Source organism: Pseudomonas sp. KBS0707, from assembly GCF_005937945.2.
GTDB lineage: Bacteria > Pseudomonadota > Gammaproteobacteria > Pseudomonadales > Pseudomonadaceae > Aquipseudomonas > Aquipseudomonas amygdali.
The window spans coordinates 3,421,373-3,443,667 of the sequence record NZ_CP041754.1 but is presented as its reverse complement, the minus strand read 5'-3'; the positions used below and the strand labels follow the sequence as shown (position 1 = coordinate 3,443,667).

Here is a 22,295-nt window from a genome sequence, read left to right as displayed (position 1 = left end):
CTTTCAAGCTGTGCTGTTGAAAAAACGCTTCGAGGTAAAGCAGGGACTTTGACAGTGATGGATAGCTTGTATTACAAGTAAGACAACTGCGCAGGCCGATGCCACCGGCCTTTTTGCGCACTTAACCTAACATTCGCGCTGTTATGACCGTGATACGGCAGCCCAACCAGACAAGTCAGGATTCATTCGCCATGCAAGAGCCTGTCAGCGCAGCGCCCAAACGTCGTCAGCACAGCCTGGCCACCGATCTGGTCACCGAACTTAGCCAGCGTATTTTGCTGGGCAAAATCGCACCCGGTCAGAAGCTGCCTTCCGAAAACCAGATCGTCCGTGAGCACGGCGTCAGCCGCACTGTCGTGCGCGAGGCCATTTCCAAGTTGCAGGCGTCAGGGCTGGTGGTGACCCACCACGGTATCGGTACGTTTGTGCTGGAGCGCAGTGACCAGACCGGCCTGCGTCTGAAGGTTGAAACCGTTTCACGGGTGCGCGATATCATCGAACTGCGTATTGGCCTGGAGACCCAGGCCGTCGCGCTGGCCGCTGTGCGCCGCACCGATGAGCAACTGGCGGCCATGCGTCAGGCACTGGACGATTATCAGGATCTGCTGGCCAATGACGACAGTTGTGTGGAGGCCGACAAACGCTTTCACATGCTCATCGCCGAAGCCACCGGTAACCCGTATTTCATGGAAATCATGCAGCACCTGGGCAGCGCGATCATTCCGCGTAGCCGCATTGCGTCAAGCGAGCGGGCGGGTAATAACCTCGCGCATCAAGGCTATCTGGCCAACCTTGAACACGAAGCACTGCTCAGCGCTATTCGCCGCAAGGACCCGGATGCAGCGCGTGCGGCGATGTGGACGCACCTGAGCAACAGCCGTGAGCGACTGGTGCCGCTGGAGTAAGAGCCTTTGAGTTTTACTGTGTTGCATTCAGCACGCCGAGCATCACTTGGGTTTGCCACTCGAAATACGGGTTGAAGGTCAGGCGTGCGTGGATCTTGCCCGGTTCGGTATAGCCCCAGTCCGAATACCACACCGTCTCGCCCGCCATGCATTTCGCGGTGTCCGGTGTGCTCTGGCCGTTCCAGCAGATGCGCTGGCTACCGGATACGCCATAAAGCGGGTTATCCGCTGAAAAAAGCAGGCCCATGTGGGAAAAGCGGCTGATGCGGTATTCCGGCAGGTAGTCCTTGCGCACCTCGACGCGCGGCGTATTGGCAGCGCGGGCGGGCAGGTCGCCGTACCAGATCAGGCGACTGGCGGGGTTACTGAAGCGCTGGCTGAAATTGTCCAGCACGTAATCAGTGTCGAGTACCGAGTCGTGCTCGGCGATGGCGATGAACACCGGCTTGTCATAGCGACGTTGATGCAGGCGGTCCTGAGCCAGCGCGCTGCTGCGATAGAACTGGGCGAAACCGTTGGTGGGCATGTTCATGTAACGAACCGGCGTCTGCATCGGGCGCAGGCCGTCGTTGGGGGCGGCAAGCCATGGCCTGGCCCAGCCGATCCACGGGGTCAGCCAGGCATAGCCGCTGTTGGAGCGAAAAGCTGGCGAGAACAACACCAGCCCGGCAATTTCTTCGTGGTCATAGGCGTAATCGAGCACTAGGTTGGCCCCGGTTGAAAAGCCCCCCAGATAGACTTTCGGCACCTCGCGGCTTAGCTGTTGGGTCTGCTCTCGCACCACCTGCTGCCACTGCTCCAGACGCACTTCGAGCATGTCTTCGGGCCTGGTGCCATGCCCCGGCAGCAGCACGGTCCATGCATAGGAATTTCAAAATGCCTATGCATCAAGCTGACGCTATGAAGGAGGCGTCATGCCTTCATAGCGATGCGTAGTAAGACGCTGATGCGTTACTTATGCAGTGAAAATCCCTATCAAAAAGTGTTAATGCAGGTTATTTCACCGCGAAGCCTAGGTGCGGACGCACCTTCCCCCCCCGTCAGGGCTTCACGTACCTCATCTGCGCGATCGCCTGGGCGTTGAGGACCAGTCCCTGCACCGTCAGCCCGCTGATTGCCGCCGTGTATACCATCCGCGCGCCACACAGCACGCAGCGGAACGGATCGACGTTTAGAAAGGCTTTGGCCATCGGCGCAAAATACAGCTTTGGTACCGGTCCTGGCGTCGCCATCTTCAGTGCTTCATAGACCTTCGGCAGGTACTGCCCGCAGACCCGATTGGCCAGAAAACCAAAATACCGGATCATCCGGAAATGCTTTTCCGGGATGTGCTGCACCACCCGGCGCAGCATGTCGGCCTGGCTCAGCGTTTCCTGCTGATAGGTCTGTGTGCGGTGATCCAGGTAGGTGAAGCTCAACGTGGCCCCGGAGGTGTAGTGCGCCAGACGACTGCCCGAGATGGGCGGTTTTTTCAGGTAGCGGCCCAGGTAATTGACGGTCTTTCGGCCGTTTTCCGTCTTCTTCGACAAGTGGATGTGCCAGTGCTGGCCACCAGCGGTCAGTATCAAACGGCGCCAGTCGCTTTCACAGAGGATGTGGGCCAGCTGCGGCATCGTCAGTTGCGAAAGCGGCTGTCCCAGCAGGTAATCGCGCACCAGCCACATCCGGCGCCGCCGCAGGGCCTCTTTGTGGAACGACAGATTTTTCCAGACGCCCTGCTCATCCAGGCCGCCCGCGGTCACCGACAGGTGGACGTGGGGATGCCAGTTGAGCCGCCGGCCATAGGTGTGCAGCGCCCCTTAAATCCCGACGCGCAAACCGCGCCGCTTGGCGGCGTAGATCAGGTTATCGGCCGCCAGCCGAAACAGCGCATCGAGCAGCCAGCGGTTGTAGAAGAACAGGGGCCATAGCGTGTCGGGCAGCGTGAACACCAGATGCTGCCAGGGGCAGTCGGGCAGACGGTTGTTTTGCACGGTGATCCACTGGTCGGTGGCCTTTTTGCCGCAGGAGGGACAGGCCCGGCAATGGCAGGTGTTGCACAGGTATTTGACGTGCGGGCAGCTGTGGTTGCCGCAGGTGTAGTGTTTGACGCCCAGTATCGAGGTGCCGCAGGCGAGCATTTTGGTGACGGACTCGACTTCGATGTCGCGTAAGCCGCCCTCCTCGAGGAGGTGTGCCCAGCACTGGTTAGCGGTGAAGAGGTTTTTGAGCGGTCGAGGTGTGTAGGTAGGACTCATCTGAAGCAGCGGTGGGTAAGCAGGCTTCATGATGATCAATAATGGGCCTCATGACAAAGCTCAAATCGATGTTTCTGCTGCTACGCGATCGTAAGAACGGGCGATTTTCAGCCGCAGGCTGCCCTGTTCTGCATTACGGCGACACGTTCAAGCCTGAACAGGCAGAACCAACGGGCGCGTAAACACCAGAGGTCATGACTGATCACCTTGATGACAATCGATTGCAGGTCGAACCAGATGAACGCAGGTTCATTCGCAAATAATCCCGGTTTGCTGGCTCGGATAGATGCAATCAATCCTGGTCGAAAAACGCAATGATTGCAGGTCGGCGCCATTTCGATTGCAGGTCGTTACAGCTACGCAACGCATTGGACTGGCTGGAATGATCCAGTGTTATGCGTCACGCAGCCTGCTCAATGCTCAACGTAGTACGATTTTTTCCAAATTCTGCGGGCTCCCCTACAAGGCAGGCTTTGAACTGGGCGTTACGGAGATCGGCTGCATGGCCCATGCCGGTGCGGATGCTCACCAGGATCCTTTTGCACACCGATCCCTGAGCGCGTAATTTTTCAGAGGCACGCATCATGTAGGTGGCCGCCGCCTCTTTGATCGGCCCCAGCTCGGTCAGTCGCTTGCCGAACATTCTGCTGCAACAAATCTCTTGATCAGTTCCCAACAAATGAAGCAGATCAGCGACAGGAGGGCGAGTAGTCCGCTGAGGGCATAGACCCAGCTCGGAAGCTTAGCCACAAGCGTTGACCAGAACGCAAAAAAACCAGCGTACCCAGCGACCAAGATCAGATTTGTATAAGTGCTCGCCTGCGTCATCTGTTTTTCATTTATCTGCATCAGCATTGCGATGTTTTTATCGCGCTCGCAGTCTTGCTGAAACCTTTTGATCTCGGCGATATCCGCACCCATTGCTTTAATCGCTTCCCCGACCGCTTCGTGCCAGTTACCTTCGCTTCGCCTCATGATCAGCCATCTCTATGTGATGTTGTGCCTGCGCTCTTGATGCATAGGCATTTCAAAATGCCTATGCATGAACCTAGTACGATTTGTTACGAATTCTGCGGGCTTCTCTGCATTAATCATCAAACATTGACGGATACTGCTTGATAAATTGCTCACGCGACATAGTCATTGCTTCCAAGTCTGGAACTATTCCACTTTTCATAGGGGGTAAATCTAAGCCCTTGGCTTGGGCTATAGCACGTACACAAAGCTCACTCTTGGCTGCGCTCCCCCTTTCATCAGGCATAGCATGTGCCAACCACCAGTGAATTTCGCCTAAAAACTTAAGTGCTTTCTTGGTAGATAAGTTTGATTGTAGGACCTCATCAAACAAATCGTTTACATGATGAAGAATTTTAGGGACTTCTTCCGATGAAGTATGTTGGATGTAGTGTGGCTCTCCATAGTCTAAGCCTCGCGACCATAAATCCGAATATCGTCTTTGGTCTCGGTGCGCAGAACTATCTGAACTGCAAACTATCTTTGTCAGGCTTATTGGCTCTCCAAAAATCTTATCCGTTATCAAAAATTCTTTTGCTGGTGGCAATAAGCCTTCATCATCGAGTTTTTGCAAGCTCCCATCAGTACGGGCACTATATCTTTCTTTAATATAATTGTATTGATTTATTAATGGGGTTGTAAAAGGAAACTCATTATAACTATTGCGAGGTTTCTTAAATATATTCTCATCATGATTAGCCATTGAACATCGCCAATCGCGTGCTTTCTCCCATAAGTCTTCAAAATTCTGAATTTCACCATTAGCTAATGCACTTCCTATTTTTCGCGACTCATTCCAAAAAGACCTACCGTATTCCATTTGCAGGGGGACATGATCTCTATTATATTCTTTGTCAGGCCATCGGGCTACGCCAACCAACGACTGCTGATGCCAAGTCAATTCACTCCTTTCCGGTGATCCAGACATAGCACCATAAAGAGAGGCTTTATGGCTTCTTTGACCAGTTTCTAAATTTTCGGAATTAGTAGCTGAATTATGCCACTGGGGAGAGCTAACCAGTGGTTTTGAAGTAATGCATCCCATAATTAAACCCCGTTTTTTAGGTGACGAGCCTTAGTGGTAGTAACCTCTTATTCGGTTCCGCTCTGTCATGATGCCCGTTATTGATCATCATGAAACCTACGTACCCACCGTTGCTGCTTCAGATGAGTCCAGCCTACAAACCTCATATAGGAGTTTCAAAATTCCTATACAGTGCGCCAATTCCGATACATCGACGATTCCGGGTACAACGACCTCAAGACTCGTGGCGTTGAGGATGTTCTGATCGCCGTCACGGATGGCCTCAAAGGAATACCGGAGGCTTTGGGAGCGGTTTTTCCTGCCACGACGCTGCAAACCTGCATCGTGCATCTGATCCGCAACAGCTTGAGGAGGTGTGCCCAGCATTGATTGGCGGTGAAGAGGTTTTTGAGCGGTCGAGGTGTGTAGGCTGGACTCATCTTAAGCAGCAGCGGTGGTTACGTAGGTTTCATGATGATCAATAATGGGCCTCATGACAAAGCTCAAATCCATGTTCCTGCTGCTACGCGATCGTAAGAACGGGCGATTTGCAGCCGCAGGCTGCCCTGTTCGATGAGCACCGCTGGCCGGTGCTGCGCATGGCCACCGTGGCTCAGTCTGCTGATCTGCCTGCCTTGCGTCATGCCTGTGCGGCGGCGCGGGATCTGCTCGATTACGCCAGTCAGGCTCTGCCGGGGCAACGCTTGCTGCGTCTTGAGGCGTACCGTTTGCCGGTGCTGTTCTGGCGCTACCGCCACGACTGGCTGGCTGAAGACGTCGCCGAGCCGATTGGCCGTTTGCATAACCACGTACAACTGCTTGACACCCTGTGCAAATGGTTCGAGTACAGCGGCGAAAGCCAGGCCTGCGCCGAAGCCCTGGGCATCCATCGCAACAGCCTGCGTTACCGGCTGGAGAAGATCGGCGAGCTGACCGGCTGCGATCCTTACAAGACCGATGACCTGCTGCGTCTGTATCTGGGCGCGCAGATGATCACTCGTCACGACTGAACACGGTTTTTGTTCAAATGCCCGATAACGGTTGCCGATCGTTGTGCGAAGGGCTGGCGGCAAACCTGGTGGCGGATGAGAGCATGCGAGCATCGGATATGGAGAACAACAATGAAAATAGTCATCGCCCCCGACTCGTTCAAGGACAGCCTCAGTGCACAGGCCGTTGCCGACGCCATCGCCAGTGGTCTGGCCGAGGTCTGGCCGCATGCCCAACTGATCAAATGCCCGATGGCAGATGGCGGGGAGGGCACCATCGAAGCGCTGCTGGCAGCCTGCAATGGTGAACTGATGAGCGCCCGGGTCAGCGGACCGCTGGGCGATCCGGTCCAGGCTCATTGGGGCTGGCTGGCCGAGAGCAGAACGGCAATCATCGAAATGGCCATGGCCAGCGGCTTGCAATTACTGACGCTGGCACAGCGCGACGCCTGTGTGACCAGCACAGCAGGTACGGGCCAGTTGATCTCGGCGGCACTGGATGCGGGTGCCCGTCGCGTGATTCTGGCCATCGGTGGCAGCGCAACCAACGACGGCGGCAGCGGCATGCTCTCGGCATTGGGCGCACGCTTTCTCGATGCCGACGATCAGCCCTTGCCATCGGGCGGTCTCGCGCTTGCCGATCTGGCCCGTATCGACCTGAGCGGCTTTGATCCGCGCTTGTCTGACGTGTGCGTCGAGATTGCCGCCGACGTCGATAATCCTCTGTGTGGACCGAATGGCGCCTCGCATATCTTCGGCCCGCAAAAAGGCGCATCGCCCGAGCAGGTTGTGGCGCTGGATGCCGCACTTCGGTGTTTCGCCGACCATTCGGCGCGGATCCTCGGTCTGGACCAACGCAACAGCCCTGGCAGCGGCGCGGCAGGCGGAATGGGCTTTGCTGCCAAGGCGTATCTGAATGCCTCGTTTCGCGCAGGCGTTGAGGTGGTTGCCGAGCTGACCGGGCTGGAGCAGGCGTTGACCGGGGCCGACCTGGTCATCACCGGCGAAGGCCGTTTTGATGCGCAGACCTTGCGCGGCAAGACGCCGCTTGGCGTCGCGCGCGTCGCGAAGCGCCAGCAAGTGCCAGTGATCGTGCTGGCTGGAACGCTGGGCGAAGGCTACGAGCAGCTTTACCCGCACGGCATTGGCGCGGCCTTCGCGCTGGCCAGCGGGCCGATGAGCCTTGAACAGGCCTGTCGCGATGCCAGTCGCCTGCTGCACGACCGCGCGCGTGACCTGGCGCGGCTCTGGCAAATGGCGGCAGGACGCTGAAGGCTGCCCTTCGGGCAGCGCCTTGCACAGGCTCGGTCCAGTTGGCCGATCGGCCTTTTGAGTAAAAAACCTGATTATCACCAGCAATCCTAAAGAATTGTCGGACAAGGGCGATATGCTCTCGGTTGTCTGACAACTTGGCGTCAGATACTGCCCTCCAAATACAAAAGAGCACTGGTCATGAATCTACGCACACTCACAATCGCTCGTCGTGCCGGTCTGGGTTTTACCCTGATTTCCCTGTTGGTGGCTTTACTTGGATGGTTCGCGCTGGCACAGATGTCGACCATTCGCCAGAGCGAAGTGGCAGTGGAGAGCAATTGGCTGCCCAGCATGCGAGTGGTCAACGATATCCGGGAAATCATGCTGCGTATCCGGACCATCTCCTTGCGCATGGCGCTGGACACCGACCCTGCGAGCATTCCGACCTATCGCGGGCAACTGGACGTACGTCTGGGTGATCTGGACAAGAAGCTGGGCATTCTCAAGACGTTCGTCGACACCCCTGAAGAGAAGACCCTGACTGACCAGTTCATGGTCACCATGGGTCAATACCGCAGCGCGCTGGATCGCTCTTTTGTTCTCGCCGGGCAGGGCGACAGCACCGGTCTGAACAAGCTGCTGCTGGTCGATATGAAACAGATCGTCGACGGTTCCGGCAAACAGCTCAATGATCTGGCTGATTTCTACGTCACCAAGGTGGATGCCGAAGGCAAGTCGGCCGAAGCCCAGTACGACAAATCGCGTGACATCGTCATTGTCTTTGTCGTTATCGCCGCATTGTGCACCATCGGTTTGGCGCTCTGGCTGACCCGCAGTATCGTTGGGCCGTTGCAACGTGCCGTCACTGCTGCCGAGCAGGTTGCCAACGGCGACCTGACCCATACCATCGAGGTCGACGGCGAAGACGAAGTCACCCGACTGTTGCGTGCTTTGGCAATGATGCAGGTCAATCTGCGTGAAGCCATGCGCCACATCGGCAGATCGGCTACCCAGCTGGCGTCGGCGGCTACCGAACTCAACTCGGTCACCGAGGACAGCTATCGCGGATTGAACCAGCAGAATGCAGAGATCGATCAGGCCGCCACGGCGATCAATGAAATGACCTCGGCAGTAGAGGAAGTTGCGCGTAACGCCGTGTCCACGTCGGACGCCTCCACCCAGTCCAGTACCTCGGCACTGGCAGGCCAGACGCGGGTGATCGAGACGGTGCAGTCGATCCAGACACTGACCGACAACGTGCAGGCCACCTCGACACTGGTGCAGAACCTTGCCAATCAGTCTCAGGATATCGGCAAGGTGCTGGACGTGATCCGCTCGATTGCCGAACAGACCAACCTGCTGGCGCTCAACGCGGCCATCGAGGCGGCGCGCGCGGGCGAGTCGGGCCGCGGTTTCGCGGTAGTGGCGGATGAAGTCCGTGCGTTGGCGCATCGCACCCAGCAGTCGACGCTGGAAATCGACTCGATGGTCAATGCCATGCGCAGCGGTTCTGCGCAGGCGCTCGACTCGATGAACACCAGCCGCGACCGGGCCGATTCGACGTTGGCGCTGGCCAAGGGCGCGGGCGAGTCGTTGAGTGAGATCACATCGTCGATCAATCAGATTTCCGAGCGTAATCTGGTGATTGCCAGCGCTGCGGAAGAACAGGCGCAAGTGTCGCGTGAAGTCGACCGCAACATCGTCAACATTCGCGATCTGTCCATGCAGTCGACTCAGGGTGCCAACCAGATCAGTGCGTCGAGTCATGAATTGTCGCGTCTTGCTGCTGACCTGAATCAGGTGGTCTCACGCTTCAAGGTGTAAAACCCTACATTGATACAGGTTGTGTCCGCTTGCCGACGATCGACCGGGCGCGCATTATGCCCTCGGTCGAAATGACCTCCGGTACAGTCTGGGCACAACCTTATCGAAGGGGGCGGCATCGCGTCATGGATAATAATAATCACACCTTCAGCAGTTGGCTGCGCTCGCCAGCCCATCATCAATGGCTGGCACTGGAAGGCAACCGTCTGTTGACCTTCGCCAAGGCTTCGCGGCTCGACAACGGTTTTGGCAGTCTGGATGACTACGGCCGTCTGATGGTCGGCGCCACGGCCGAAACCATGAATACTGCACGTATGACCCACTGTTTTGCCATGGCCCATGCGCAAGGCATACCCGGCTGTGCCGCACTGGTCGATCATGGCATCGCCGCATTGCGTGGCCCGTTGCGCGATGCCGAACACGATGGCTGGTTCAGTGCCGCGCTCGAAGACGGCGGCAAAACCGACAAGCAGGCGTATCTGCATGCTTTCGTTGCACTGGCGGCCAGTTCTGCCGTGGTGGCGGGGCGGCCTGGCGCGCAAGCATTGTTGTCCGAGGCCATCCAGATCATCCAGACCCGTTTCTGGAGCGAGCAGGAAGGTGCCATGCGTGAGTCGTTTGCGCAGGACTGGAGCAACGAAGAGGCCTATCGCGGCGCCAACAGCAACATGCACAGCACCGAAGCCTTCCTCGCGCTGGCCGACGTGACCGGCGATGCTCAATGGCTCGACCGGGCGTTGAGCATTGTCGAGCGGGTGATCCATCAACATGCCGGGGCCAACAATTTTCAGGTCATCGAGCACTTCACACAAAACTGGCAACCGCTGCCCGATTACAACCGCGAAAACCCGGCTGATGGCTTCCGGCCGTTTGGCACCACGCCGGGGCATGCCTTCGAGTGGGCACGGCTGGTGCTGCATCTTGAGGCCGCGCGTCGTCACGCCGGGCGTTCAAATCCGGAATGGTTACTGGATGACGCCCGCCAGCTGTTTGCCAATGCCTGCGGCTACGGCTGGGATGTCGACGGTGCGCCGGGTATCGTCTACACCCTTGACTGGCAGAACCAGCCAGTGGTCCGTCATCGCCTGCACTGGACCCACTGCGAAGCGGCCGCTGCTGCTGCAGCGTTGCTGCAACGTACTGGCGAGCAACAGTATGAAGATTGGTATCGCCGTTTCTGGGAATTCAACGAGACCCTGTTCATCGATCATGAGCATGGCAGCTGGCGCCATGAGCTGAACCAGCGCAACGAGCCAAGCGCTGATATCTGGCCGGGCAAGCCGGACCTTTATCACGCCTATCAGGCCACGCTGTTGCCGGTGTTGCCGCTGGCACCCAGCCTGGCCAGTGCTCTGGCGGGGCATGAGTGAACGGCTGAGCCTGGCATCGGCAATCAGAGCGCAGGGATGCGTTTGTCGCTCAGGCGGATAATCTGCCGGGCCAGGAAGCTGCCGGTCAGGATCACGCCGAACAGGCGCAGGGTCTGCATGGCCAGCACGAAGCCGACATCGGCATGAGTATCGATGGCAATAATGGCCATGGTGTCCAGGCCGCCCGGGCTGGTTGCCAGGTACACCGAGAGGTAATCCTTGCCCATCATCGCTGCAATTAGCCAGGCCGACAGGGCGCACAGAACGATCAGCAGCAGTGAGGCCAGAATCATCATCGGCAGTCGTCGCCACACGTATTGCACTGTCGGCCGGTCGAAACGCAGCCCTACATAACAGCCGATAGCACCATAGCCAACTGGCAGCAGCCAGTCAGGAATGCTGATCTGCATGACGCCGCTCAGTTGCAGCGCGCCGCCCAGCATTAACGGCACCAGTAAGGCACCCGCTGGCAGGCGCGAGCCCAGTGCTACGCCCGTTACGATCACTGCCAGACTCAGGGCGAGGTCGATCAGGTTCAGGCTATGTAAGGCGGCTGCGGTGCTGTGCACGTCAGCCCCGGAATCAGGTGCGCCGATGAAATGGCTGACCAGCGCGCCGATGGTGACCACGCAGACCACGCGCACATATTGCATGGTGGCAACGACTCGCGAGTCTGCGCCGTAATCCTCGGACATGGCGACCATCGCCGAAGCCGCGCCGGGCGACGTGCCCCAGGCGGCAGTGTTACTCGGGATTCCGCCAAAGCGCACCAGTAACAGGCCCACCGCCGCGCTCAGCACCACGGTCAGGATCGTGGCCAGCAGCATGACGTGCCAGGACTGTAGCGCCGTGAGCAATACGCTGACTGACATCGCATGCGCAATCAGCACACCAACGGTGCCCTGGCCGAGTTGAAACGCCCGCTTGGGCATGCGGATGGTGGCGCCCGACACGCCAAAGCCGATAGCAACCAGCATGGGGCCGAGGAACATCGCAGCAGGCATATTGAACAGTTTGAGCAGTTGACCGGCAGCACCGGCCATCAGGATCAGGCCCGTCCATTGAGTCAACGGGGCAAGGGTGGAAAGTGAAAAGCGTGAAGCGTGTGACAAGGACGTTCTCCTTGAATCGGGTGGATCACATGCAAACAGTATCGACTTGGCAACCGATCAAGTCTATTTTCTAATAATCATGAATTGATAACTTTGGTTGATAGATATGGACCTGCGCGATCTCACTTATTTTGAAACCATTGCCGAACTGGGCCACCTCGGGCGAGCCGCAGAAAAGCTCAATCGCAGTCAGCCCGCGCTGACAAAAAGCATTCAGCGGCTGGAGGAATCATTCGGAACGCGGCTGTTTCAGCGTGACGGTCGACGCATCAAGCTGACCCCGGTGGGTGAGCTGTTGCAGGCACGCGGCAAGGAACTGCAGCAGAGCATTGCCCAGACCCATCGGGAAGTAAGGGATTTCGCCAGTGGCATGGTGGGCAACATTCGCGTCGGCTGCGCCGCGACGATGGCGGAATACCTGATGCCGAAACTGACCTCGGCCCTGTTACAGCGTACGCCGGATGTCACTTTCAAGCTGGTGATAGGCCAGGATGACCTGTTGCGTGAGTCGCTGCGTTCAGGGCAGCTGGACATGATCATCTGCGCACTGGCACCCGACAGCGAAGACGTCACCAGCTTTGCCATACTCAGGGACGAAGCCGTGGTGGTCGCCAGCAAAAAACACCCGATCTTCAAGACCTCATTGAAGATGAGTGACCTCTGCGCGTATCGCTGGGTACTTCCGCCGGTCAGCGTTTCATCACGCAAGTGGCTGGACGCGACCTTTGCTGCCAACGGCCTGCCGCTGCCGACAGTGCAGATCGAGGCGAACTCGATCTCCCTGTTGCCAGGCTTGATTGCTCAAAGCAACCTGCTGAGCTTCATCGCCCGCGAGTCGCTGGAGTTTGGCAAGACCATGCAACACCTGCGTGAAGTGCCCCTGGAACAGACCACGCTCAAGCGCACAATCGGCGTTACCCTGCGCAAGGGCGGCTACCTGTCGCCAGCGGCAGAGGGCATGTTGCAGATGCTGCGTGACAACGGCGGGGACTTTCTGGGTTGGGGGTGAGCGCGTGCGTTCAGCTACTCGCCGGGCATGACCTTTAAGCCATTCAGGTACCTTGCCAGTGCCTCGGCACCCAGCTCCACGGTAGAGCTGGTACCCGCCCAGCTACAGGCGAGCATCAGGTTGCGGGGCAAGTCGAAGTCTTCAACCATAAAGCCGTCGCGATCAAACTCGTGTTCATCATGAGAAACCAGTTCGCGCAACGAGGTCACTGGCTCGAAGTACGCCCAAACGGGCTTGTTCAATGCCACCGCCATACCGACTTCAAATGCGCTGCCCGAATCCGGCTCCAGACCGCGAAACACATTCAGGTTGACCAGTACGGCAGAGCAGCGATGAATCATCGCGATATTCATCGAGTAAATCTGCTGCGCAGTTTCATGCTGCGTGCGCCCGAGCGTCACTTCATTGTCGAAGGGGTACAAACCTTCAAGCCCGTGTGCCGAGCATAACGCCTTGAGGTAGCATCCGTACTCGACGGCGTCTGGCCGGAACACGTCGAAGCCTGCGAGATAAACCAGTGGCGTTTGCATATCCGACTCTTGGCTACAGAGGTTATCCCACTGATTCTAAGGCCGACTGTCTGGCCGCGATACGTGCCATTGATCGGCCGACCGGCGCTCAGCAGGTATTTGAGCTGGAATCTGTACGGATAACCAGTATTCTTGTCCAGTCTGATCATTTTCATGTGAACGCTGGCCTTGAATACTGCTCCTCTCGACAATCCGTTCTATTACCTGGAAAACTTCCGGCAGGTCCTTGCCTGGATTGCCCTGCGCTACGACGACCTGCTCGACGCAGCCGAGCGCCGTTTCATCAGCGAGTTTGCCGAGGCGCCCGTGCGTGCCCAGGGTCTGCTGGTACGCATGGTGATGCGCAAGGGCGTATTGTTTCGGGCCAGCAAACTGAGTTACGTCGAAATCGGCGACCCTCGTGAGGCAGTGCAGCCGCTGCTGGATCGCGGCTGGGTCGTCACCAGCCCGCCACTGGGTTTGAGCGAACTGTTCCAGTTGCTGCGCCGCGACGAGCTGACCCAGTGCTTCAAAGCCCATGCAGTCAAGGGGCCAGAGCGCAAGCAGGCATGGCTGGAGCGCTTGCAGCCGTTGTATGAAGCGCCACAGGCACTTGAGCAATGGCACCCGACGTTGTCTGACGCCGTGTTCGGCCTGAACATCATGCCGCTCTGTGACCGCCTGCGATTGTTGTACTTCGGCAATCTGTATCAGGAGTGGTCGGAGTTCGTGCTGGCTGATCTGGGTATCTACCGCTACGAAAAGGTCGAATTTTCGGTGCAGTCGCGCGTCATCAATCAGCGCGCCGACATCGATGTGTGCCTGCAATTGCACGCCTGCCGAGAGGCGCTGGAAACCTGCATCGATCTGCATGCGCTGGCCGAACAGGTCATCGCGGTCCAGTGCGGCAATGCGTGGTTGCATATGCGCCGCGCCAAACTGCTGTTTCGCATCGGGCAACAGGCCGAGCGCCTGCAGGACTGGCCTCTGGCGATGGCGGTGTACCGTCAGTCCAGCTACCCCGGCGCGCGTTCGCGGCAGATCCGGATGCTGGAACGCAACGCCGAATACGCAGCCGCCATGACGCTTGTGCAGCAGGCGCGGAGTGCCCCGGAAAGTGATGCCGAGGTTCAGCATTTGTCGCGCGTGTTGCCACGACTGCAACGCAAGCTCGGCCTGACTGTCGAGCGCAGGCGCGCGGCGCGTATCGTCTCGCGGCTGGACGTGCAGGTTGCGCCATTGGCGGGGGTGAGTGTCGAACGTCTGATAAGCCAGCACCTTGAACAAGAGCAGGGCGGGGAAGTGCATTACGTCGAGAATGCGCTGATCAATTCCCTGTTTGGTCTGCTGTGCTGGAAGGCCATTTTCGCGCCCTTGCCTGGCGCATTCTTTCACCCGTTTCACAGTGCACCCAGCGATCTGTACAGCCCGGACTTCTATCAGCGCAGGGTGGCATTGTTCGATGCCTGCCTGATGCAACTGGAGTCAGGCGAATACCTGGCGACCATTCGCGAGCATTTTCAAAGCAAATTCGGCCTGCAGTCACCCTTCGTATTCTGGGCTGCGTTGACGCCGCAGCTATTGGAGCAGGCACTGCGCTGCCTGCCCGCTGAGCATCTGCGTCACTGGTTTCGTCGTCTGTTGCAGGATGTAAAAGCCAACCGGACCGGAATGCCGGACTTGATCCAGTTCTTCCCGGAGCAGCGGCGCTATCGAATGATAGAGGTCAAGGGACCAGGGGATCGTCTCCAGGACAACCAACTGCGCTGGCTGGACTTCTGCGCCGAGCATGGTATGCCGGTGGAGGTGTGTTATGTGCAGTGGGCAACTGAACATGCTGCCGACGTCATTGAAGAGCTGGCCTGCCATCAAGGCGCTTTGTGTTCACCCTGACTGTCTTGGTGATTGGCGTCATGCGGTTTTTTCGAGTCATGAGGCTTGTCAGCCGCACTGCCATTCTTTCCGGGCAGCGGGTCCATGCCTTTGGTGCCGGGGCTTGTGCCTGGCGCGCCGGGACTGGTTCCGTCCACGTTCTTTTCCGCTCCGGTGCCGGGTACTTTCGGACCGTCGCCTACCGGGTTCGTTGGGCCTGTAGAGCCTGCGAATGCGCTTGCGCACGAGAGCCCAAGCAGTGCTGCAAGGCCTAATGCCCCCAATCTATTCCTGGTCATGCTGCAACATCCGTGAGTGCAATGGGGTAGAACGGTGTTACGGGATCTGCCACTGACCCGCGAGCAAAACATGTTGTCCTGCCCGCGTCAGAAGCATAATTACTGAGTCTTGGTTTTTTCAGTAACGTTGCTCTTGTCGTGCGTGCCATGTGCGCCCTTGTCATGATTCATCGACTTTTCGGCAGCCGCTTTTTTGCTGTCTGTTTGCGCGCCAGGAGTTTCGGAAGAGGTGCGGTCCATCGGCTGGGTGTTAGTGCCCGGCAGCTTGGTCGCATTCTTGTTGATTGGCGTTTCAGAGCTGGTGGTCGATTCGGCAAAGGCTGCACCCGAAGCGACGGCCATCAGGCCTGCCAGGGTGAGGGCAGTCAGTTTGGTCTTGATCATGATGCTTACTCCGTTGTTTTAAAGTAGTTCTTTAAAGTACGTATATTGGTCATTGGCCAGTGGCCCTAGGTGCCCTTTAACCCGACGAACGGTAGCTGTGTACCACGCGCGCCCACTTGATACCGACTCTTTGATTCGGCGGTTTCAAGCCTTTCGCGTTCGTCTGTTTACATAGGCTTGATCAGCGCGGTTGGAACAGTTTTAAGTTGATTTAGCTATAAGCTGACCGCCCGGTCATCCCCAACGATTCTTAAAATCATACTTTCTTACATTTTTATAACGCAGCTGGCGTTTAGCTATCCATCTAGAGGTGGCAAAAAGCTATTTAGCGCTTGAGGGTGTGATTTCGTCGTAAACACTGGGCTCTACGGGGTTTTTCAGCGTCGACAGCGTAGGAAATCGCCTACAAAAAAGTTCCTTCGCTGACACGATTCGTTGGATTGTCATGAAACAGCAACATTTCAGGTTTTAAATCCGCCTCGGGCCTCCCTAACTGGGCCACCACACAATCTCCTGGACTGAGGTATTACCGTGATACTGCTGACTAAAAAACGCTTGTCGCTTCTGATCGCTTCGCTGTGCCTCAGCGGTGTGGCCCATGCGACTGATGTCACAGGTGCTGGTTCGAGTTTCGTCTACCCGGTTATTTCAGCGTGGTCCCAGGACTACAGCAAAACCAAGGATAACCGTATCAACTATCAGTCCATCGGTTCGGGCGGCGGTATTGCCCAGATCAAGGCAGCGACTGTTGACTTCGGTGCATCCGACGCCCCTATGTCCGCTGAGGACCTGCAGGCTGGCGGTCTAAGTCAGTTCCCGAGCGTCATCGGCGGTATCGTGCCGATCGTCAACGTCGAAGGCGTTGAAAGTGGCGAGCTGAAGCTGGACGGCCCAACCATCGCCAAGATCTTCATGGGCGACATCAAGAAGTGGAACGACCCGGCAATCACTGCCCTGAACTCGGGCGTGAAGCTGCCTGATACTGCGATCACCGTTGTTCACCGCTCGGACGGTTCGGGTACCACTTACAACTTCACCAACTACCTGAGCAAAGTCAGCCCGGAGTGGAACGAGAAGCTGAAGTTCGGTTCGACCGTGCAGTGGCCAGCCGGTGTGGGCGGCAAGGGTAACGAAGGTGTTTCTGCCTACGTGAAACAGATCAAGGGTTCGATCGGTTACGTTGAGTACTCCTACGCGACGACCAACAAGTTGTCTTACACCCAGTTGAAAAACGCTGCCGGCAAATTCATCAAGCCAGACGCCAAGGCTTTTGCTGCCGCTGCTGACACTGCCGACTGGGCGAGCGCCAAAGACTTCAACCTGATCATGACCAACGCGCCGGGTGAGGCTGCATGGCCGATCACCGCGACCACCTGGATCATCATGTACAAGAAAGCCAAGAACGAAGAGAAAAGCGCAGCCGCTTTCGACTTCTTCAAATGGTCGCTGGAAAACGGCCAGAAACAGGCCGAGAAACTGGAATATGTAGCATTGCCGAAATCGCTGGTTGAACGCGTGGAAAGCTACTGGAAAACGGAATTCACCAAGTAAGTGATTCAACCCGTACCACCCCTGTCATCAGCCGCGATATCGGCTCGGTGACAGGGGCTTTTCCTTGCGAGTGGCCTCAACATGACTGAAAACACCCAATACCTGTCCGCTAACGTCTCCGCTGGTGAGTCCGAGGGCGAGAAGCGCGCCAAACGGGATCATCGTCATGACCTGTGGTTCAAGCGTTCATTGCAGGCCGCAGCGATGCTGGTGCTTGCTTTGCTGGGTTGTATTGCCTTGTCGACCCTGTGGGGCGGCAGTCTGGCATTCCAGACTTTCGGGTTTGGCTTTCTGACCAGCACCGAGTGGGACGTAAACGCCGGCAAGTTCGGCGCGCTGGTTCCGATCTACGGCACCCTGGTTACCTCTTTTCTGGCTTTGCTGATCGCCGTCCCGGTGAGTTTCGGCATTGCAATCTTTCTGACCGAAGTAGCTCCGCCTTGGCTGCGCATGCCGATTGCCTCGGCCATCGAGCTGCTGGCAGGTATCCCGTCGATCATCTACGGCATGTGGGGGCTGTTTGTCTTTGGCCCGTTCATGGCTGAACACCTGTCACCCTGGATCACCGAAAACCTCGGCGCACTGCCGCTGATCGGTCCGATGTTTCAGGGCCCGCCGCTGGGTATCGGCATGCTGACCGCCGGTATCGTGCTGGCGATCATGATCACGCCGTTCATTACCTCGGTTATGCAGGAAGTCTTCCGTACCGTACCCGTAGCCCTCAAAGAGTCGGCCTACGCACTGGGCGGCACGACCTGGGAAGTGGTCTGGGACATCGTGCTGCCTTACACCCGTTCGGCAGTGGTCGGCGGTGTGTTCCTCGGCTTGGGACGCGCGCTGGGCGAAACCATGGCGGTCACCTTTGTACTGGGTAACGCTCACCAGTTCTCTGCATCGCTGATGATGCCAAGCAGTTCCATCGCCTCGGTAATCGCCAACGAGTTCAACGAGGCTTATACCGACTTGCACCGTTCGGCACTGATCGCCCTTGGCTTCCTGTTGTTTGTGGTCACCTTCATCGTGCTGGCCCTTGCACGTCTGATGCTGTCGCGCCTTTCGCGTAAGGAGGGGTTATGAGTAAGGATGTGACTGGCAGCGAGAGCCTGTATCGGGTTCGCAGCATCAAGAACAAGATTGCGATGGTGCTCAGCTGTGGTGCCACTGCCTTCGGCCTGCTGTGGCTGGTGTGGATTCTGCTGACCACCATCATCAAGGGTATCGACGCGCTCAACCTGCAGTTGTTCACCGGTATGACCCCGCCACCTGGCACCGAGGGTGGTCTGGCCAACGCGTTCTACGGCAGCGTGCTGATGTCGGGCATAGGCCTGTTGATCGGTACACCAATCGGCCTGATGGCCGGTATCTGGCTGGCCGAGTTTGCTCGCTACACCAAGCTGGGTAACGCAGTACGCTTCATCAACGACATCCTGCTGTCGGCACCTTCCATCGTGCTCGGCCTGTTCGTTTATACCGTTGTGGTACTGCCACTCAACGCAGTCACAGGCCATCAGGTGGGCTTTTCGGCGATTGCCGGTGCGCTGGCTCTGGCATTGCTGGTCATCCCGGTGGTGGTGCGTACCACTGACGAAATGATGCAACTGCAACCCTCGACCATGCGTGAAGCCGCACTGGCGCTGGGTGTGCCGCAATGGAAGCTGACTCTGCAAATCGTCCTGCGCGCTGCCAAGGCGGGTGTGGTTACCGGCGTATTGCTCGCATTGGCACGTATCACCGGCGAAACCGCGCCGCTGCTGTTCACCGCTTTCGGCAACCAGTTCTGGAGCAGTGATCTGCTCAAACCAATCGCCAGTGTTCCGGTGGTGGTTTTCCAGTACGCCATGAGCCCGTTCGATGACTGGCACTCCCTGGCATGGGCCGGTGCGCTGGTCATGACGTTGTTCGTACTGATACTGAGTCTGCTGTCTCGCTTAATTCTTCTGCGCAATAGGGCGTCCTGATGAACAACCTTTCCCTGGCCAACGAAAAGACCAAGATCCAAGTGCGCGGTTTGGAGTTTTTCTACAACAACCAGAAGTCGTTGAAGTCCATCGACATGACCATCCCCGAGAAGCGCATCACTGCGATCATCGGCCCGTCGGGTTGCGGTAAATCGACCCTGCTGCGCGTTTTCAACCGTATCTATGCGATGTACCCGAAACAGGAAGCGCGCGGCGAAGTGCTGCTCAATGGCGAAAACATCTTGGCGCCAGGCTACTCGATGAACCGCCTGCGCAGTCATGTGGGCATGGTGTTCCAGAAGCCGGTGCCGTTCCCGATGTCGATCTTCGACAACATTTCCTATGCCATCAAGCACCACGAAAAGCTTTCGCGTCGGGAAATGGAAGATCGCGTCGAGCAGGCACTGCGTGGTGCGGCGTTGTGGGATGAGGTCAAGGACAAGCTCAAGCAGAGCGCAACCGGTCTGTCCGGTGGTCAGCAGCAGCGTCTGTGCATCGCCCGCACCATCGCGCTGCGCCCTCAGGTGTTGCTGCTCGATGAGCCCACTTCGGCACTTGACCCGATTTCGACCGGGCGTATCGAACAGCTGATCACTGAACTCAAGGAGCAGTTCACCGTGATCATCGTGACCCACAACATGCAGCAGGCGGCGCGTTGCTCCGACTACACCGCCTTCATGTTCATGGGTGAACTGATCGAGCACGGCGACACCGACACCATCTTCACCAAGCCCTCCAAGACCCAGACCGAAGACTACATTACCGGTCGTTTCGGCTGATCAGCCTGCCAGGGCGGGCGCTTCCTGGCGCCCGCCCATGAATTCCTCGATCCTGCTGCGCAGCCAACGCTCGGCAGGGTCGCTGTCCATCACACTCAGCCACGTCATCGACAGGTCCAGCCCCGCCGTGGGGAAGGGCAACGGCTCGTCATACAGCAAACCCAATGCGCTCATGGCCTTGGCCGCGTAGTCGGACAGGCCCGAAATCATGTCGGTGCCAGCCATCAGTGCGAGCAATGTGGCGAACTGCGGCACTGACAACACGACCTGACGCTTGCGACCCAGTGCGGTCAGCCACTCATCGGCAAAGCTGCTGATGCTGGCCACGTGCGACACCACCACATGAGGTCGTGAACAATACTCGTCGATGCTCATCGGACTGCGCGGTTTGTCGGCGCGTACCAGCCGTGGCTGCACGTTGCGCAGCGTCTTGCGTTTGGCATTGGCCGGCAGCTCACGGGTCAGGCAGACGCCGACGGTGATGTCGCCGGACATCAGCACTTCGGAGATATTCAGGTAGTCGACGTGCTTGACCACGATCACCACGCCAGGCGCCTCCTCGCGGATGGCCTTGAGCATGGCGGGAAACAGGCCGAATTCGACGTCGTCGGTCAGGCCGATGCGAAACGTCATCTTGCTGACCGAAGGATCGAAATCGGTGGTCAGGCTCAGCGCGGTAGACATGGCATCCAGCGCTGGCGTCAGGTGCTTGAGAATCTCATGGGCGCGCGCGGTCGGCTCCATACGATGCCCGACGCGGATGAACAACGGGTCATTGAGCAGGTTGCGCAGGCGATTCAGTGCGGCGCTTATCGTGGGTTGGCCGAGAAACAGCTTTTCGGCTGCCCGGGTGACGTTACGCTCCTGCATTAATGTCTCGAAGACCACCATCAGGTTGATGTCGGCCTTGCGCAGTTCATTTCGATTCATTGCTGTTCCTTGGCATCAGACCTGGCTGACCACGACGGCCTGCAACCGACGGCTCAGTCTAGGCAAGCGTGGCAGGGGGCGTCCAGCGTTTTGCCGCCGTCGGGCTGGCATGATGAAACGTCTGCTTACGGTTCTGCAGGCAGGAAAGGGGCGAATCTGTAGTGGGAAACAAGGTCTACTTGCTGGTCTGCGGTTTAACGTGGAAGCGGCTGCAGATTTCGACCCCTATCCACAGGCTACAGGAGGTGCCCCTTATGCGGGCTGCAAAGATTGCCGGCATGTTGATGTCGTTGACGCTGTCAGGCGCAGCACTGGCTGAAACGCCCGGTTATGGCCAGCAACTGGAAGGTTTCACTTACCCCCACGCGCTGCACAAATTCAGTTTTCAGTCCCAGGGCCAGACGCTGGAAATGGGTTACATGGATGTCGCACCCACCGGCAAGGCCAATGGCCGCACCGCGGTGCTGATGCATGGCAAGAATTTCTGCGCCGCGACCTGGGAAGACACTATCGAGGGGCTGAGTGCTGCGGGCTATCGCGTTGTTGCGCCTGACCAGATCGGTTTTTGCACCTCGACCAAACCTGCGCACTATCAATACAGCTTCCAGCAGTTGTCGATGAACACCCACGCGTTGCTCGAAAAGCTGGGTATCGACAAGGCGTCGGTGGTCGGCCATTCCACCGGCGGCATGCTGGCCACGCGTTACGCGCTGATGTACCCGAAACAGACCGAGAAACTGGTGATGGTCAACCCAATAGGACTGGAAGACTGGAAGGCCCTTGGCGTTCCTTACCGCAGCGTCGATTAGTGGTATGAGCGCGAACTGAAAACCACCGCCGAAGGCATTCGCGCCTACGAGCAGAAGACCTACTACGACGGGCGCTGGAAGCCTGAATACGACAAATGGGTCGACATGCTGGCGGGCCTGAACAAGGGGCCGGGCCATAAGATCGTTGCCTGGAACTCGGCGCTGATCTACGACATGATTTTTACCCAGCCAGTGTTCTACGAGTTTCCCAGGCTGCAGGTGCCGACCGTGTTGATGATCGGCGATGCCGATACCACCGCCATCGGCAGCGACATCGCGCCGCCCGAGGTCAAGGCGAAGATCGGCAATTACAAGGTACTGGGCAAGCAGGTGGCGCAGATGATCCCTGGCGCCAGACTGGTGGAGTTCAAGGGCAAGGGGCATGCCCCGCAGATGGAAGATCCGCAGGGCTTCAATAAAGCGCTGTTGTCCGAGCTGTAATAGTCGGTCATTCATCCCACGCAAC

General features: G+C 57.8%; 17 protein-coding genes and 7 pseudogenes. 14 read left to right on the top strand and 10 right to left on the bottom strand.

Annotated features, from left to right (window positions below; translation table 11 throughout):
* Positions 1 to 191 precede the first annotated feature (191 nt).
* Positions 192 to 905 (top strand): FadR/GntR family transcriptional regulator, encoded by a 714-nt coding sequence (locus tag FFH21_RS16155; RefSeq protein ID WP_002553932.1) that lies wholly within the window; start codon positions 192 to 194, stop codon positions 903 to 905.
* A gap of 13 nt (positions 906 to 918) precedes the next feature.
* On the opposite strand, the pseudogene FFH21_RS16150 reads toward FFH21_RS16155, so the two are convergent.
* The 5 genes and pseudogenes from FFH21_RS16150 to xopAH all read right to left on the bottom strand — a co-directional run.
* A pseudogene (locus tag FFH21_RS16150) lies at positions 919 to 1,761 on the bottom strand (alpha/beta hydrolase); the annotation flags it as partial.
* A gap of 184 nt (positions 1,762 to 1,945) precedes the next feature.
* A pseudogene (locus tag FFH21_RS16140) lies at positions 1,946 to 3,172 on the bottom strand (IS91 family transposase).
* Positions 3,173 to 3,623: 451 nt separating this feature from the next.
* Positions 3,624 to 3,806, bottom strand: a pseudogene (locus FFH21_RS30625) (hypothetical protein); the annotation flags it as partial.
* Positions 3,767 to 4,117: a hypothetical protein gene (locus FFH21_RS16120; RefSeq protein ID WP_004665644.1), complete on the bottom strand. Its 351-nt coding sequence runs from the start codon at positions 4,115 to 4,117 to the stop codon at positions 3,767 to 3,769. The pseudogene FFH21_RS30625 and the gene FFH21_RS16120, both read right to left, overlap by 40 nt.
* 112 nt (positions 4,118 to 4,229) lie before the next feature.
* A complete protein-coding gene (xopAH, locus tag FFH21_RS16115) occupies positions 4,230 to 5,201 on the bottom strand; it encodes a XopAH/AvrB family type III secretion system effector (RefSeq protein WP_116831276.1) in 972 nt (323 codons plus the stop codon).
* Positions 5,202 to 5,405: 204 nt separating this feature from the next.
* On the opposite strand from xopAH, the pseudogene FFH21_RS16110 reads away from it, so the two are divergent.
* The 6 genes and pseudogenes from FFH21_RS16110 to FFH21_RS16090 all read left to right on the top strand — a co-directional run.
* Positions 5,406 to 5,549 (top strand): annotated as a pseudogene (locus FFH21_RS16110) (transposase); the annotation flags it as partial.
* Positions 5,550 to 5,752: 203 nt separating this feature from the next.
* Positions 5,753 to 6,190 (top strand): annotated as a pseudogene (locus FFH21_RS16105) (PucR family transcriptional regulator); the annotation flags it as partial.
* Positions 6,191 to 6,301: 111 nt separating this feature from the next.
* Positions 6,302 to 7,441, top strand: a complete 1,140-nt coding sequence (locus FFH21_RS16100; RefSeq protein ID WP_011168929.1) for a glycerate kinase — start codon at positions 6,302 to 6,304, stop codon at positions 7,439 to 7,441.
* Positions 7,442 to 7,621: 180 nt separating this feature from the next.
* A pseudogene (locus FFH21_RS31120) lies at positions 7,622 to 8,392 on the top strand (MCP four helix bundle domain-containing protein); the annotation flags it as partial.
* Positions 8,381 to 9,247, top strand: a complete 867-nt coding sequence (locus FFH21_RS31115; protein ID WP_371217821.1) for a methyl-accepting chemotaxis protein — start codon at positions 8,381 to 8,383, stop codon at positions 9,245 to 9,247. The pseudogene FFH21_RS31120 and the gene FFH21_RS31115, both read left to right, overlap by 12 nt.
* Positions 9,248 to 9,372: 125 nt before the next feature.
* A complete protein-coding gene (locus tag FFH21_RS16090; protein ID WP_004665639.1) occupies positions 9,373 to 10,617 on the top strand; it encodes an AGE family epimerase/isomerase in 1,245 nt (414 codons plus the stop codon).
* Between the two features lie 23 nt (positions 10,618 to 10,640).
* Here the strand turns inward: FFH21_RS16090 and FFH21_RS16085 are convergent, their stop codons facing one another.
* Positions 10,641 to 11,729, bottom strand: a complete 1,089-nt coding sequence (locus FFH21_RS16085; RefSeq protein WP_004665638.1) for an AbrB family transcriptional regulator — start codon at positions 11,727 to 11,729, stop codon at positions 10,641 to 10,643.
* A 106-nt stretch (positions 11,730 to 11,835) separates the two neighbouring features.
* Here FFH21_RS16085 and FFH21_RS16080 point away from each other — a divergent pair, with 106 nt between their 5' ends.
* Positions 11,836 to 12,738, top strand: coding sequence for a LysR family transcriptional regulator (locus tag FFH21_RS16080; protein ID WP_011168926.1), 903 nt, complete (start codon positions 11,836 to 11,838; stop codon positions 12,736 to 12,738).
* 14 nt (positions 12,739 to 12,752) lie between these two features.
* Here FFH21_RS16080 and FFH21_RS16075 read toward each other — a convergent pair whose 3' ends face one another.
* On the bottom strand, positions 12,753 to 13,268 hold the full coding sequence (locus FFH21_RS16075) for a nucleoside 2-deoxyribosyltransferase (protein WP_011168925.1): 516 nt from the start codon (positions 13,266 to 13,268) through the stop codon (positions 12,753 to 12,755).
* A 168-nt stretch (positions 13,269 to 13,436) separates the two neighbouring features.
* Between FFH21_RS16075 and FFH21_RS16070 the strand changes: the two genes are divergently transcribed.
* Positions 13,437 to 15,140, top strand: coding sequence for a VRR-NUC domain-containing protein (locus tag FFH21_RS16070; protein ID WP_004657996.1), 1,704 nt, complete (start codon positions 13,437 to 13,439; stop codon positions 15,138 to 15,140).
* Here FFH21_RS16070 and FFH21_RS16065 read toward each other — a convergent pair.
* Both FFH21_RS16065 and FFH21_RS16060 read right to left on the bottom strand, forming a co-directional pair.
* The gene (locus FFH21_RS16065; RefSeq protein ID WP_032704214.1) at positions 15,116 to 15,418 is read right to left on the bottom strand and encodes a hypothetical protein; all 303 of its coding nucleotides are present in this window, start codon (positions 15,416 to 15,418) and stop codon (positions 15,116 to 15,118) included. The genes FFH21_RS16070 and FFH21_RS16065 overlap by 25 nt on opposite strands.
* Positions 15,419 to 15,517: 99 nt before the next feature.
* Positions 15,518 to 15,802 (bottom strand): hypothetical protein, encoded by a 285-nt coding sequence (locus tag FFH21_RS16060; protein WP_002553922.1) that lies wholly within the window; start codon positions 15,800 to 15,802, stop codon positions 15,518 to 15,520.
* A 531-nt stretch (positions 15,803 to 16,333) separates the two neighbouring features.
* On the opposite strand from FFH21_RS16060, the gene pstS reads away from it, so the two are divergent.
* From pstS to pstB, 4 genes are all read left to right on the top strand, one after another.
* Positions 16,334 to 17,353 (top strand): phosphate ABC transporter substrate-binding protein PstS, encoded by a 1,020-nt coding sequence (gene pstS / locus FFH21_RS16055; protein WP_011168924.1) that lies wholly within the window; start codon positions 16,334 to 16,336, stop codon positions 17,351 to 17,353.
* 81 nt (positions 17,354 to 17,434) lie between these two features.
* On the top strand, positions 17,435 to 18,430 hold the full coding sequence (gene pstC / locus FFH21_RS16050) for a phosphate ABC transporter permease subunit PstC (RefSeq protein WP_003371940.1): 996 nt from the start codon (positions 17,435 to 17,437) through the stop codon (positions 18,428 to 18,430).
* The gene (gene pstA / locus FFH21_RS16045) at positions 18,427 to 19,311 is read left to right on the top strand and encodes a phosphate ABC transporter permease PstA (RefSeq protein ID WP_002553919.1); all 885 of its coding nucleotides are present in this window, start codon (positions 18,427 to 18,429) and stop codon (positions 19,309 to 19,311) included. The genes pstC and pstA overlap by 4 nt, the downstream gene beginning before the upstream one ends.
* Positions 19,311 to 20,090, top strand: coding sequence for a phosphate ABC transporter ATP-binding protein PstB (gene pstB, locus FFH21_RS16040; RefSeq protein WP_011168923.1), 780 nt, complete (start codon positions 19,311 to 19,313; stop codon positions 20,088 to 20,090). Before pstA ends, pstB begins: the two co-directional genes overlap by 1 nt.
* Here the strand turns inward: pstB and FFH21_RS16035 are convergent, their stop codons facing one another.
* Positions 20,091 to 21,020: a LysR family transcriptional regulator gene (locus FFH21_RS16035; RefSeq protein ID WP_011168922.1), complete on the bottom strand. Its 930-nt coding sequence runs from the start codon at positions 21,018 to 21,020 to the stop codon at positions 20,091 to 20,093. It lies immediately after the preceding gene.
* Positions 21,021 to 21,274: 254 nt separating this feature from the next.
* Between FFH21_RS16035 and FFH21_RS16030 the strand changes: the two are divergent.
* Positions 21,275 to 22,270: pseudogene (locus tag FFH21_RS16030) on the top strand (alpha/beta fold hydrolase).
* Positions 22,271 to 22,295 lie beyond the last annotated feature (25 nt).

What these genes read in the sequence shown, in the direction of transcription:
- FFH21_RS16035 (WP_011168922.1), bottom strand. Translation starts at nt 21,020, where the DNA reads ATGAATCGAAATGAACTGCGCAAGGCCGACATCAACCTGATGGTGGTC.
- FFH21_RS16120 (WP_004665644.1), bottom strand. Translation starts at nt 4,117, where the DNA reads ATGAGGCGAAGCGAAGGTAACTGGCACGAAGCGGTCGGGGAAGCGATT.
- pstB (WP_011168923.1), top strand. Translation starts at nt 19,311, where the DNA reads ATGAACAACCTTTCCCTGGCCAACGAAAAGACCAAGATCCAAGTGCGC.
- FFH21_RS16155 (WP_002553932.1), top strand. Translation starts at nt 192, where the DNA reads ATGCAAGAGCCTGTCAGCGCAGCGCCCAAACGTCGTCAGCACAGCCTG.
- FFH21_RS31115 (WP_371217821.1), top strand. Translation starts at nt 8,381, where the DNA reads ATGATGCAGGTCAATCTGCGTGAAGCCATGCGCCACATCGGCAGATCG.
- FFH21_RS16060 (WP_002553922.1), bottom strand. Translation starts at nt 15,802, where the DNA reads ATGATCAAGACCAAACTGACTGCCCTCACCCTGGCAGGCCTGATGGCC.
- FFH21_RS16100 (WP_011168929.1), top strand. Translation starts at nt 6,302, where the DNA reads ATGAAAATAGTCATCGCCCCCGACTCGTTCAAGGACAGCCTCAGTGCA.
- FFH21_RS16080 (WP_011168926.1), top strand. Translation starts at nt 11,836, where the DNA reads ATGGACCTGCGCGATCTCACTTATTTTGAAACCATTGCCGAACTGGGC.
- FFH21_RS16065 (WP_032704214.1), bottom strand. Translation starts at nt 15,418, where the DNA reads ATGACCAGGAATAGATTGGGGGCATTAGGCCTTGCAGCACTGCTTGGG.
- FFH21_RS16090 (WP_004665639.1), top strand. Translation starts at nt 9,373, where the DNA reads ATGGATAATAATAATCACACCTTCAGCAGTTGGCTGCGCTCGCCAGCC.
- FFH21_RS16075 (WP_011168925.1), bottom strand. Translation starts at nt 13,268, where the DNA reads ATGCAAACGCCACTGGTTTATCTCGCAGGCTTCGACGTGTTCCGGCCA.
- pstA (WP_002553919.1), top strand. Translation starts at nt 18,427, where the DNA reads ATGAGTAAGGATGTGACTGGCAGCGAGAGCCTGTATCGGGTTCGCAGC.
- xopAH (WP_116831276.1), bottom strand. Translation starts at nt 5,201, where the DNA reads ATGGGATGCATTACTTCAAAACCACTGGTTAGCTCTCCCCAGTGGCAT.
- pstC (WP_003371940.1), top strand. Translation starts at nt 17,435, where the DNA reads ATGACTGAAAACACCCAATACCTGTCCGCTAACGTCTCCGCTGGTGAG.